This window comes from Pseudomonas sp. FSL R10-1350 (assembly GCF_009600525.1).
GTDB lineage: Bacteria > Pseudomonadota > Gammaproteobacteria > Pseudomonadales > Pseudomonadaceae > Aquipseudomonas > Aquipseudomonas helleri.
The window spans coordinates 21022-33315 of sequence record NZ_WIVR01000035.1 but is presented as its reverse complement, the minus strand read 5'-3'; the positions used below and the strand labels follow the sequence as shown (position 1 = coordinate 33315).

The window sequence follows — 12294 nt, the reverse complement described above, 5'->3', positions numbered from 1 at the left end:
GCGTTACAGCTGCGGTTCTTCTTTGGGCTTGGTCTTGTCGATGCCGGGGATGTGCAGTTTGCCGTCGGCCACTTGGTCGCCTTCAAGCTGTGGCTGTGTGGCCCAGGTGAGGATGTCGTAGTAACGACGGATGTTGGCCACGAAGTGCACAGGCTCGCCGCCACGGGCGTAGCCATATTTGGTTTTGCTGTACCACTGCTTCTGCGCAAGGCGAGGCAGGATTTTCTTCACGTCCAGCCACTTGTTCGGGTTCAGGCCTTCTTTGGCCGCCAGTTTGCGTGCGTCATCCAGATGCCCGGTGCCCACGTTGTAGGCGGCCAGTGCAAACCAGGTGCGGTCTGGCTCGGCGATATCACTGTCCAGTTGGTCCTTGATGTAAGCCAGGTACTTGGCGCCCCCCATAATGCTTTGCTTGGGGTCCAGCCGGTTGGATACGCCCATGGCCTGCGCAGTGTTCTGGGTCAGCATCATCAGCCCGCGAACCCCGGTTTTAGAGGTTACGGCGGCTTGCCACAAGGATTCCTGATAGCCCATGGCTGCCAGCAGGCGCCAGTCAATCTGCTCTTTTTTCGCGGCATCCTTGAAGAACACTTCGTACTTGGGCAAGCGCTGTTGCAAGTGCTGGGCAAAGGTGTAGGCGCCCACATAGCCCAATACATCAACGTGGCCGTAGTAGCGGTCTTTAAGGCGCTGCAGGGTGCCGTTTTTCTCGACCTTGTCCAGGTAGGTGTTGATCTCGTTGAGCAGGCTGTTGTCTTCGCCTGCGACCACGGCCCAGCGCTGACTGCGGGCATCACCCAAATCAAAGGCCACGCGCACGTTGGGGAAGTACACCTGGTTCATGGCCATTTCGTTGGAATCGACCAGGGTCAGGTCGATCTGCCCTTCATCGACCATGCGCAGCAAGTCGACGACTTCAACGGCGTCGGACTCGTCATATTCGATACCGGGATATTGCTTTTTAAGTTCGGCGAGCTGTTCGGCGTGGGAACTGCCCTTGAGTACGGTAATGCGCTTGCCGACCAGATCGGCCGCCGTGGTAGGGCGTGATTGCCCGTTGCGGTAAATGATCTGCGGCGTGACTTCGAGGTACGGGTGAGAAAACTTGGCTTGTGCGAGGCGGTTATCGCTGCTGACCAGACCGGCAGCAGCTAAAACCGGGCCGTCAGGTTGGCCCAGCTTGTTGAAAAGGTCGTCGAGGTTGTCAGCCGTTTCGATTTCCAGCTTGACGCCCAGGTCGTCGGCAAAGCGTTTGACCAACTCGTATTCAAAGCCGGTTTCGCCGTTGCGATCTTCAAAATAGGTGGCCGGGCTGTTACGGGTGATCACCCGCAGTACCCCATCCTCCTTTACGCGCTCAAGGGTGCTGGGTTTTTCAACGCAGGCACCGAGCATCAGGAAGAGTCCGGTTACGAGCAGCCACTTGGCCCCACGCTGGCGGAATGCAGTTAGAGAAAACATGCGCGCAGTATACGCAAAGCAGCACGGGTGCCATATCTCGACAATCTGTGGGCATTCTGATAACAGCCGCCCAAAACGCTGTAACCCCTGTGGAATGGGGGTTGGAACGAGGTCTAAAGATCATTACCGACCATCTGTTTACGCGCTGATAGCCATAAAGAATAAGGATTTGGTCGATTAACGACGTTTGGCGTACGTCTAGTGTGCCGTTTCGGGTGCCGTGACCGAAGGTTTAGGCTAGAATGCCGGGCCTCAAAGCACACCCCTCCCGAGGCTGTCCCGAAGATGTTGATCCTGCGCGGCGCTCCTGCCCTTTCTGCCTTTCGCCACAGCAAACTCCTTGCACAACTGAGCCTCAAGGTTCCGGCTGTCAGTGGTTTGTATGCTGAGTTCGCCCACTTTGCCGATGTCACCGGTGATCTGACCAGCGATGAACAGCAGGTACTGGCTCGTCTCCTGAAGTACGGCCCAAGCGTGCCGGTCCAAGAGCCAAATGGCCGACTGTTTTTGGTGTTGCCGCGGTTTGGCACCATTTCTCCCTGGTCGAGCAAGGCCAGCGATATTGCCCGTAACTGTGGCCTGGCGAAAATCCAGCGCCTGGAACGCGGCATTGCTTTTTATGTGGCTGGCCAGTTCAGCGACGCCGATGCCGAACTGATTGCATCGGTTCTGCATGACCGCATGACCCAAATCGTACTGGGCGACCTGGAGCAGGCTGCCGGTCTGTTCAGCCATGCCGAGCCAAAGCCGCTGACCGCCATTGATGTGCTGGGTGGCGGTCGCGCCGCGCTGGAAAAAGCCAACGTTGAGTTGGGCCTGGCGCTGGCTGAAGACGAAATCGACTACCTGGTCAATGCGTTCAATGGTCTGGGCCGCAACCCGCACGACATCGAATTGATGATGTTTGCCCAGGCGAACTCCGAGCATTGCCGCCACAAGATCTTCAACGCCAGTTGGGACATCGACGGCCAAAGCCAGGAAAAAAGCCTGTTTGGCATGATCAAAAACACCTACGTGATGCACAGCGAAGGCGTTCTGTCGGCTTATAAAGACAACGCATCGGTGATCGTCGGTAGCGTTGGCGGGCGTTTCTTTCCGAACCCTGAAACCCGCCAGTACGGCGCGGTGCAGGAGCCTGTGCACATCCTGATGAAGGTTGAAACGCACAACCACCCAACCGCCATTGCCCCGTTCCCGGGTGCAGCGACCGGTTCCGGTGGCGAAATTCGTGACGAAGGTGCAACCGGCCGTGGCGCCAAGCCAAAGGCAGGCCTGACCGGCTTTACCGTTTCCAACCTGCAAATCCCGGGCTTTACCCAGCCGTGGGAAGTGCCGTACGGCAAGCCAGAGCGCATCGTGACGGCGCTGGACATCATGATTGAAGGCCCGCTGGGTGGCGCGGCGTTCAACAACGAATTCGGTCGTCCGGCCCTGACCGGTTACTTCCGTACCTTCGAGCAGTCCATCACCACCCCGCACGGTGATGAAGTGCGCGGTTACCACAAGCCCATCATGTTGGCGGGCGGCATGGGCAACATCCGCGCCGAACACGTACAAAAAGCCGAAATTACCGTTGGCGCCAAGCTGATCGTGCTGGGTGGCCCGGCCATGTTGATCGGCCTGGGCGGCGGTGCTGCCTCGTCCATGGCCACTGGCGCAAGCTCGGCCGATCTGGACTTCGCTTCGGTACAGCGCGAAAACCCGGAAATGGAACGCCGCTGCCAGGAAGTAATCGACCGTTGCTGGCAACTGGGTGACAAAAACCCGATCAGCTTCATCCACGACGTGGGTGCGGGCGGTCTGTCCAACGCCTTCCCTGAGCTGGTCAACGACGGCGACCGTGGTGGCCGTTTCGAACTGCGCAACATTCCAAACGACGAGCCGGGCATGGCCCCGCACGAGATCTGGAGTAACGAATCCCAAGAACGTTACGTTCTGGCAGTCAGCGCTGAAGACTTCGAGCGCTTCCAGGCGATCTGCGAGCGTGAGCGTTGCCCGTTTGCCGTGGTGGGCGAGGCTACTGCCGAGCCACAACTGACCGTCACCGACAGCCATTTCGGCAACAGCCCGGTGGACATGCCACTGGAAGTGTTGCTGGGCAAGGCGCCACGCATGCACCGTTCGGTGGTGCGTGAGGCCGAGCTGGGCGATGACTTCGATCCGGCAGCGCTTAACGTGGGCGAGTGTATCGAGCGCGTTCTGCACCACCCGGCAGTCGCCAGCAAGAGCTTCCTGATCACCATCGGCGACCGTACCATCACCGGCCTGGTTGCCCGTGATCAAATGGTCGGCCCGTGGCAGGTGCCGGTGGCAGACGTTGCCGTTACCGCGACCAGCTTTGACGTGTACACCGGTGAAGCCATGGCCATGGGCGAGCGGACGCCGCTGGCACTGCTGGATGCTCCGGCATCGGGCCGCATGGCCATCGGTGAAACCCTGACCAACATCGCGGCCTCGCGAATTGGCAAAATCTCTGACATCAAACTGTCGGCCAACTGGATGTCGGCGGCTGGCCACCCAGGTGAAGACGCGCGTCTGTACGACACCGTAAAAGCGGTCGGCATGGAGCTGTGCCCTGAGCTGGGCATCACCATTCCGGTGGGCAAAGACTCGATGTCGATGCAAACCCGCTGGAACGATGAAGGCACCGACAAGAGCGTGACCTCGCCGCTGTCGCTGATCGTCACCGGTTTCGCACCGGTGCTCGATGTTCGCCGCACCCTGACCCCAGAACTGCGCATGGACAAAGGCCTGACCGATCTGATCCTGATCGACCTGGGCCGTGGCCAAAACCGTATGGGCGCCTCGATCCTGGCCCAGACCTACGGCAAGCTTGGTAAACAAGCCCCGGACGTTGACGACGCAGAAGACCTCAAGGCCTTCTTCGCGGTCATTCAAGGTCTGAACGCTGATGGCCACCTGCTGGCTTACCACGACCGTTCCGACGGTGGTTTGCTGACCACCGTGATGGAAATGGCCTTTGCCGGTCACTGCGGTCTGAACCTGATCCTAGATTGCCTGGCCGACAGCGTTGGTCAATTGCCGGCCGTGCTGTTCAACGAAGAGCTGGGTGCCGTGATCCAGGTTCGCCAGGACGCTACCGCTGACGTGCTCGCACAGTTCAGCGCGGCGGGTCTGGGTGAATGCGTGGACGTGATTGGTCAGCCGCTGAACAACAGCGAAGTCACCATCAGCTTCCACGGTGACAAAGTGTTTGTTGGTCAGCGCGGTGAGTTGCAGCGCCAGTGGGCTGAAACCAGCTTCCAGATCCAGCGTATGCGTGACAACGCAGACTGCGCACAGCAAGAATTCGACGTGCTGCTGGAAGAAGACAATCCGGGCCTGACCGCTCAGTTGAGCTTTGACGTCAACGCCAACATCAGCGCGCCGTACATCAAAAAAGGCATTCGCCCACAAGTTGCCGTTCTGCGTGAGCAGGGCGTTAACGGTCAGGTTGAAATGGCAGCGGCATTTGACCGTGCCGGTTTCAACGCGATCGACGTGCACATGAGCGACATTCTGGCCGGCCGTGTCGACCTGAACGAGTTCAAGGGGCTGGTAGCGTGCGGTGGTTTCTCTTACGGCGACGTACTGGGTGCCGGTGAAGGCTGGGCCAAGTCGGCCTTGTTCAACGCCCGCGCACGTGATGCGTTCCAGGGCTTCTTCGAGCGTACCGACAGCTTCAGCCTGGGTGTGTGCAACGGTTGCCAGATGATGTCCAACCTCAGCGAGCTGATTCCGGGCAGCGAGTTGTGGCCGCACTTTGTGCGTAACCGCTCTGAGCAGTTCGAAGCCCGTGTTGCCATGGTTCAAGTGCAAGAGTCGAACTCGATCTTCCTGCAGGGCATGGCCGGTTCGCGCATGCCAATCGCCATCGCTCACGGTGAAGGCCACGCAGAGTTCGCCAGCCCTGAAGCGCTGCTGCAAGCCGATCTGTCGGGCACCGTTGCCCTGCGTTTCGTCGACAACCACGGCAAGGTCACCGAGAACTACCCGGCCAACCCGAACGGCTCGCCGCGCGGCATTACCGGCCTCACCAGCCGTGATGGCCGTGTGACGATCATGATGCCGCACCCTGAGCGTGTGTTCCGCGCCGTGCAGAACTCGTGGCGTCCTGAAGAGTGGAACGAAGATGCGCCATGGTTGCGCATGTTCCGTAACGCTCGCGTCTGGGTCGACTAAGGCATTTTGAAGTTCAATGCCCGTTAGACGCATATCCCTTGTGGGAGCGGGCTTGCTCGCGATGGCATCGACGCGGTTTAACAGAAATTGTGTTGACTGCATCGCTGGCAAGCCAGGCTCCCACAGGTTTCCAGGCATGTTCAACAGAGTGTTCGCTTATGTACAAGCTCAGCTTTTTTGTTCCGCCAAGCCATGTTGATGGGGTCAAGGATGCCGTATTCGCCGCTGGTGGCGGTCGCATCGGCAGCTATGACCACTGCGCCTGGCAGACCATGGGGCAGGGCCAGTTTCGTGCGCTGGACGGCAGTCAGCCGTTTATCGGGCAAACCGGTCAGGTCGAGTATGTCGGCGAATGGAAAGTTGAGCTGGTCGTGGCAGATGAGTTGATTCATTCCGTGGTGGCTGCGCTCAAACACAGCCACCCGTATGAAACGCCTGCATACGAGGTGTGGCGTCTGGCTGATATCTAATCCGGCGCTGCATAAAAAAGCCCGCTGGCCCTTATGGGGGCAGCGGGCTTTTTAGTGCGCGGCGTTTTTGCAGGTTAAGGGCGTATCTCAACCATCGTGCCGTCTTTGACCATGCTCCAGACTTCACGCATTTCGTAGTTTTTCATGGCGATGCAGCCATCGGTCCAGTCCAGCGTGTGAAACAGCTCTTCGGGGTTTTCTTCAGAGTCTGGCGTGCCATGAATCATGATCATCGATCCCGGATTCACCCCTTCACGCCGAGCCTTGGCGGCATCGCTGATGTTGGGGTAATTGATGTGCATGGCCAGGTTGAATTTGTCGCTGCGCTTGCGCCAATCCACCCAGTACAGCCCTTCGGGGGTGCGCTTGTCGCCTTCCTGTAATTTTGGCCCTTTAGGCTGTTTGCCCAATGAGATGCGATAGCTTCTGATCACTTTTCCATCGCTGATCAGCTCGAGCCTGCGCGCTGACTTGATCACCAGGATCTTGTCGACCGATTTGCTGGCACTGGCCCGTTGTGACGCTTGGGGTGGTTTAAGCACCTGTTCTTTGTCGACGGGCTTACCGTTGATAGTCATGACTACAGCGGCTTGGCAAGTAACGGCAAACGACAGGCAAAGTGCAGCAAGCAACCAGCGCATTAGGGAGGTATTCCTGAGGTACAAGGCGAACATCATTATTGTGGGGGTGTTATCAACTCTGGCAGCGGCGGTACCGCCTCGCTGCGCACAGGGTAAGCCTGTGTCGGGCGATCAGAAAAAAAGCATTCTAGGGTACGGCTCACAGTGCGAAAAGCTAACTCGGACCAAGGGATATCGGCCTCATCAAACAACCGAACTTCGAGGCTTTCTTCACCGGCGGCAAAGTCGGGGCTTTGCAATTGGGCGCGGTAGAAAATATGCACCTGATTAATGTGGGGTACATCAATCAGCGTGTAGATCGCCAACTGCTGAACCTGGGCGCACGCTTCTTCTAGGGTTTCCCGGCGGGCCGCCTGTTCGACTGTTTCACCGTTTTCCATAAAGCCTGCGGGCAGTGTCCAGAAGCCTTTGCGCGGTTCGATGGCGCGACGGCACAGCAGCACTTGCGTGCCCCAGGTGGGCAGGCAGCCGGCGACAATATTCGGGTTCTGGTAGTGAATCGTGTGGCAGTGGTCGCAGACATAACGCAGGCGCGAATCGCCCTGCGGGATATGTTGGCTGACAGAGTTGCCGCACTGACTGCAAAATTTCATGCTGTGCTCTCGCGCTGTGGCGCCTATCTTGGGGCTGAGACGAATTTACGGCAAGCCCCACTTTGTGCCCTGCGACAGTCTGGGGCTTGGGTGCCTTGGGCAATTTGGTGCATGATGCCCGATAAGTGACGGATCGAGATGACCTATGCTGGATGAGCTACTTAGCCGTATGAGTCGCTACACCCCACGGACGCTGGAAACAGACCGCAGCTTTCCGGAGGCCGCGGTACTGTTGCCGGTGACGCGCAGTGACAAGCCTGAACTGATTTTGACCCTGCGTGCCAGCGGGTTGTCGACTCACGGCGGTGAAGTGGCTTTTCCGGGTGGGCGCCGCGACCCCGAAGACCCGGACCTGGTGTTTACTGCCCTGCGTGAAGCCGAAGAAGAAATCGGTTTGCCGCCGGGGCTGGTCGAGGTCGTCGGGCCTCTCAGCCCTTTGGTCTCACTGCACGGTATCCGTGTCACGCCTTATGTGGGGCTGGTCCCGGACTACGTCGAGTATCTGGCCAACGATGCCGAGATTGCGGCGGTGTTCAGCGTGCCGCTGGATTTTTTCCGCCAGGACCCGCGCGAGCACACCCACCGTATCGATTACCAGGGGCGCAGCTGGTATGTGCCCAGTTACCGTTTTGGTGTTTACAAGATCTGGGGCCTGTCGGCGATCATGATCGTTGAGCTGATGAACCTGCTGTACGACGACGTCAACATCAGCCTGCACACCCCGCCTGAACGTTTTATCAATGTATAGAGCTGTCTGCAGACAGCCACGCCTGCCTTGAGGACATCAGTATGAAATATCGCTTGGGCGATTCCTGCGTCGACACACATCCCGACAGTTGGGCGGCCCCCAATGCCACCCTGATCGGCAAGGTCCGTCTGGAAGAGGGCGCCAGTGTCTGGTTTAACGCTGTGTTGCGCGGCGATAACGAATTGATCCTGATCGGCAAGCACAGCAACGTGCAGGACGGCGCGGTGATGCACACTGACATGGGCTACCCGCTGACCTTGGGTACTGGCGTGACCATTGGCCATAACGCCATGTTGCACGGCTGCACCGTGGGCGATTACAGCCTGATCGGCATTAATGCGGTCATCCTCAACGGCGCCAAAATCGGCAAACATTGCATCATCGGCGCCAACTCGCTGATCGGCGAGGGCAAGGAGATCCCGGACGGTTCGCTGGTCATGGGCTCGCCGGGCAAAGTGGTGCGTGAGCTGACCGAAGAACAGAAAAAAATGCTCGAAGCCAGCGCGGCCAGCTATGTGAAAAACGGCCAGCGCTATGCCCGCGACCTGGCGGTGCAAGACGATGAGTGATGCCGAGCGCCCGGTCGCCTCGCCGTGCGTGAGCATTTGCGCACTGGACGACGATGACATCTGCACCGGCTGCCAGCGCACCGTGGCCGAAATCACCCGTTGGAGCCGCATGACCAACCCCGAGCGCCGCGAAGTGCTGGCCTTGTGTCATGAACGGGCCAAATCCAGCGGCGTGATGTGGGTGTTGGGCGGTCAGTAATTGCTTTGTAGTCGCTGCCGCAGGCTGCGATAAGGCCCGAAGGGGCTTCAAAATCCTGGGGCTGCTGCGCAACCCATCGCAGCCTGCGGCAGCGGCTACAAAAAAGGGCATGACTCAAGTACCCTGTGCGCCTTAATTTGAGGTGCCACCCGCAACCATGCTGTTTCTAATCGCTTACATCGCCAGCGTTGTGCTGATCAACTACGCGTTCTCTTCGGCGCCGCACCTGGACATCATCTGGTCAGCCTGGGGTGGGCTGGTCTTTGTGCTGCGCGACATGGTGCAGACCCGCTTCGGTCATGGCGCGTTGATAGCCATGCTGGTCGCGCTGGTGTTGTCCTATATCACCTCCGATCCCTCGATTGCCCTGGCCAGTGCTACCGCCTTTGCGGTGTCCGAATGCATTGACTGGCTGGTGTTCAGCATCACCAAGCGCCCGTTGCATGACCGTCTGTGGATCAGCTCGGCGCTGAGCATCCCGATTGATACCTTTATCTTCTTCGGCATGATCGACGCCTTTACCCCCGGCGTGATCATCACCGCGATGGCTTCAAAATTTGCCGGTGTGACCTGTGTCTGGCTGGCCATGGCCTGGCGGTTGCGCAAAGCCAACCAAGCTAAAGCCTGACACGCTGGATCATGTAAAATGCTGGCCTTTCTTCCCGGCAGGCGCGAGCGTTGCACGCGCCTTCGATGATTTGCTTCCTTGAGGACCTGAAATGACCCGTATCGGAACTCCACTGTCGCCGACCGCGACCCGCGTATTGCTGTGTGGCTGCGGCGAGCTGGGTAAAGAAGTCGTCATCGAATTGCAGCGCCTGGGCGTTGAAGTGATCGCCGTTGATCGCTATGCCAATGCCCCGGCCATGCAGGTTGCGCACCGCAGCCACGTGATCAACATGCTGGACGGCGCCGCGCTGCGTGCCGTCATCGAGCTGGAAAAGCCGCACTTCATCGTTCCGGAAATCGAAGCCATCGCCACCGCGACGCTGGTCGAGCTGGAAGCCGAAGGCTTCACCGTGATCCCGACCGCGCGTGCCACCTCGCTGACCATGAACCGCGAAGGCATTCGTCGCCTGGCCGCTGAAGAGCTGGACTTGCCGACCTCGCCCTACCACTTCGCTGATACCTTCGAGGACTACAGCAAAGCGGTCGAGGACCTGGGCTTCCCGTGCGTGGTCAAGCCGGTGATGAGTTCGTCGGGCAAGGGCCAAAGCCTGCTGCGTAGCGCTGACGACGTGCAAAAGGCCTGGGACTACGCGCAAGAAGGCGGTCGTGCGGGCAAAGGCCGGGTCATCATCGAAGGCTTCATCGACTTCGATTACGAAATCACCTTGCTCACCGTGCGCCACGTAGGTGGCACAACTTTCTGTGCGCCGGTCGGCCATCGTCAAGAGAAGGGCGATTATCAGGAATCCTGGCAGCCACAGGCCATGAGCCCGATTGCTCTGGCTGAGTCCGAGCGTGTTGCCAAGGCGGTGACTGAAGCGTTGGGCGGTCGTGGCCTGTTTGGCGTTGAGCTGTTTATCAAAGGCGATCAGGTGTGGTTCAGCGAAGTGTCGCCGCGCCCCCATGACACCGGTCTGGTGACCTTGATCTCGCAAGACTTGTCGCAGTTTGCACTGCACGCCCGTGCCATTCTGGGCTTGCCGATCCCGTTGATCCGTCAGTTCGGCCCATCGGCTTCGGCCGTGATTCTGGTAGAAGGCCAGTCGACCCAGACCGCATTCGCCAACCTCGGCGCAGCCCTGAGCGAGCCGGACACCGCGCTGCGCTTGTTTGGCAAGCCAGAAGTCAATGGTCAGCGCCGCATGGGTGTTGCCTTGGCCCGTGACGAGTCGATTGAAGCCGCCCGCGCCAAAGCCACCCGCGCCGCTCAAACGGTAGTCGTAGAGCTGTAACCCGACCTGTAGGAGCGAGCTCGTCTCGCGATCTTTTGAGCTTTAAAAGATCGCGAGGCAAGCTCGCTCCTACAGTCGTTATGCGACCTTGTTCAGGTCCGCTTCTCTGGTTTCCTTCAGGCACAGCACAGCGATCAAGCTGAGCACCGCTGCGCCCGAGACATACCCGCCCACCCAGCTTAAACCGCCCATCGCCACCAGCTTCTGGGCGAAGAAGGGTGCGGCCGATGCGCCGACTATCCCGCCCAAGTTATAGGCCGCAGACGCGCCGGTGTAACGCACACGGGTCGGAAACAATTCCGGCAGCAGAGCGCCCATGGGGGCGAAGGTCACGCCCATCAAAAACAGCTCAATGCACAAGAACAGCGCCACGCCCCAGGTGGTGCCGTGGGTGAGCAGCGGTTCCATCAAAAAGCCGGACAGAATCGCCAGCACGCCACCGACCACCAGCACCGGCTTGCGCCCGTAACGATCGCTGGCCCAGGCCGACAGCGGTGTTGCGGCGGCCATAAACAGCACGGCAAAGCACAGCAGACCCAGGAAGGTTTCGCGGGTGTAGCCCAGGGTTGCCACGCCATAACTCAGCGAAAACACCGTGGAGATGTAAAACAGCGCATAACACACCACCATCGAGGCGGCGCCCAGCAGCATCGGTGCCCAATATTGCGCAAAGAGTTCGACGATCGGCATTTTCACCCGTTCGTGTTGCGCCACGGCTTTGGCGAACACCGGGGTTTCTTCCAGCTTCAGGCGCACATACAGGCCGACCATCACCAGTGCGGCGCTCAACAGGAACGGAATGCGCCAGCCCCACGAGCGGAACTGTTCATCGCTGAGGGACATGGCCAGTATCAGGAACAGGCCGTTGGCAGCCAGAAAGCCAATCGACGGACCTAATTGCGGGAACATGCCGAACCAGGCGCGCTTGCCTTTCGGCGCGTTTTCGGTGGCCAGCAAGGCCGCGCCGCCCCATTCACCGCCTAGCCCCAGGCCTTGGCCGAAGCGCAGCACGCACAGCAGGATCGGGGCCCAGGCGCCAATGGTGGCGTAGCCCGGCAGCACGCCGATCAAAGTGGTACACACGCCCATTAGCAGCAGGGACGCCACCAGCGTGGATTTACGCCCGACCCGGTCACCAAAGTGGCCAAACAGGAATGAACCCAGCGGGCGTGCGAGAAAGGCGATACCAAAGGTCAGAAAGGCCGACAGCATTTGTGCGGTGCCGGATGTTTGCGGGAAAAATACCGGGCCAATGACCAATGCTGCCGCGGTGGCATAGACATAAAAGTCATAGAACTCGATGGCCGTGCCAATAAAGCTGGCCGTCGCGACGCGGGTCGCGGAATTGGCCGGTTTATCAGGCGAGGCTTCGCTGTAAGTGGTGCTGGAAGTCATGCGCATATCCCTGACAGTTATGAGCTCGTGGTCGTTATCCGCCTTGGTGGCTGGATGTGCCGGAGCAATTGTTATGGTCGTTGAGCCCTGAGGCTGGGTGTAAACGCGGTTCGGGATGGGAACAAGCGCTGATTG

General features: G+C 59.3%; 11 protein-coding genes. 7 read left to right on the top strand and 4 right to left on the bottom strand.

Going from position 1 to position 12294, the window contains the following annotated elements; genetic code table 11:
- Nucleotides 1–3: 3 nt before the first annotated feature.
- Nucleotides 4–1461, bottom strand: coding sequence for a membrane-bound lytic murein transglycosylase MltF (mltF, locus tag GHO25_RS15975; protein WP_048368192.1), 1458 nt, complete (start codon nucleotides 1459–1461; stop codon nucleotides 4–6).
- Nucleotides 1462–1746: 285 nt separating this feature from the next.
- Here mltF and purL point away from each other — a divergent pair, with 285 nt between their 5' ends.
- The gene (gene purL, locus GHO25_RS15970) at nucleotides 1747–5643 is read left to right on the top strand and encodes a phosphoribosylformylglycinamidine synthase (RefSeq protein WP_048368191.1); all 3897 of its coding nucleotides are present in this window, start codon (nucleotides 1747–1749) and stop codon (nucleotides 5641–5643) included.
- 158 nt (nucleotides 5644–5801) lie between these two features.
- Complete coding sequence (locus GHO25_RS15965; protein WP_153391222.1) at nucleotides 5802–6113, top strand: YqfO family protein; 312 nt, start codon at nucleotides 5802–5804, stop codon at nucleotides 6111–6113.
- Between the two features lie 74 nt (nucleotides 6114–6187).
- On the opposite strand, the gene GHO25_RS15960 is transcribed toward GHO25_RS15965, so the two are convergent.
- Both GHO25_RS15960 and GHO25_RS15955 read right to left on the bottom strand, forming a co-directional pair.
- Nucleotides 6188–6754: a murein L,D-transpeptidase family protein gene (locus GHO25_RS15960; protein ID WP_153328816.1), complete on the bottom strand. Its 567-nt coding sequence runs from the start codon at nucleotides 6752–6754 to the stop codon at nucleotides 6188–6190.
- 35 nt (nucleotides 6755–6789) lie between these two features.
- The gene (locus tag GHO25_RS15955) at nucleotides 6790–7347 is read right to left on the bottom strand and encodes an NUDIX hydrolase (RefSeq protein WP_048368188.1); all 558 of its coding nucleotides are present in this window, start codon (nucleotides 7345–7347) and stop codon (nucleotides 6790–6792) included.
- Nucleotides 7348–7492: 145 nt separating this feature from the next.
- Here GHO25_RS15955 and GHO25_RS15950 point away from each other — a divergent pair, with 145 nt between their 5' ends.
- The 5 genes from GHO25_RS15950 (at nucleotide 7493) to purT (ending at nucleotide 10764) form a co-directional block, all read left to right on the top strand.
- Nucleotides 7493–8095, top strand: coding sequence for a CoA pyrophosphatase (locus GHO25_RS15950; protein ID WP_048368187.1), 603 nt, complete (start codon nucleotides 7493–7495; stop codon nucleotides 8093–8095).
- A gap of 41 nt (nucleotides 8096–8136) precedes the next feature.
- Nucleotides 8137–8664 carry a gamma carbonic anhydrase family protein gene (locus tag GHO25_RS15945; RefSeq protein WP_048389723.1) on the top strand — a complete coding sequence of 176 codons (528 nt, stop codon included), beginning with the start codon at nucleotides 8137–8139 and terminating at the stop codon, nucleotides 8662–8664.
- A complete protein-coding gene (locus GHO25_RS15940; protein ID WP_153391220.1) occupies nucleotides 8657–8863 on the top strand; it encodes a DUF1289 domain-containing protein in 207 nt (68 codons plus the stop codon). Before GHO25_RS15945 ends, GHO25_RS15940 begins: the two co-directional genes overlap by 8 nt.
- A gap of 157 nt (nucleotides 8864–9020) precedes the next feature.
- Entirely contained in the window at nucleotides 9021–9491 is a 471-nt protein-coding gene (locus tag GHO25_RS15935) for a VUT family protein (RefSeq protein ID WP_048368183.1), read from the top strand.
- A 91-nt stretch (nucleotides 9492–9582) separates the two neighbouring features.
- The gene (purT, locus tag GHO25_RS15930; RefSeq protein ID WP_153391218.1) at nucleotides 9583–10764 is read left to right on the top strand and encodes a formate-dependent phosphoribosylglycinamide formyltransferase; all 1182 of its coding nucleotides are present in this window, start codon (nucleotides 9583–9585) and stop codon (nucleotides 10762–10764) included.
- A 78-nt stretch (nucleotides 10765–10842) separates the two neighbouring features.
- On the opposite strand, the gene GHO25_RS15925 is transcribed toward purT, so the two are convergent.
- On the bottom strand, nucleotides 10843–12159 hold the full coding sequence (locus GHO25_RS15925; RefSeq protein ID WP_048368467.1) for an MFS transporter: 1317 nt from the start codon (nucleotides 12157–12159) through the stop codon (nucleotides 10843–10845).
- Nucleotides 12160–12294: the final 135 nt, after the last annotated feature.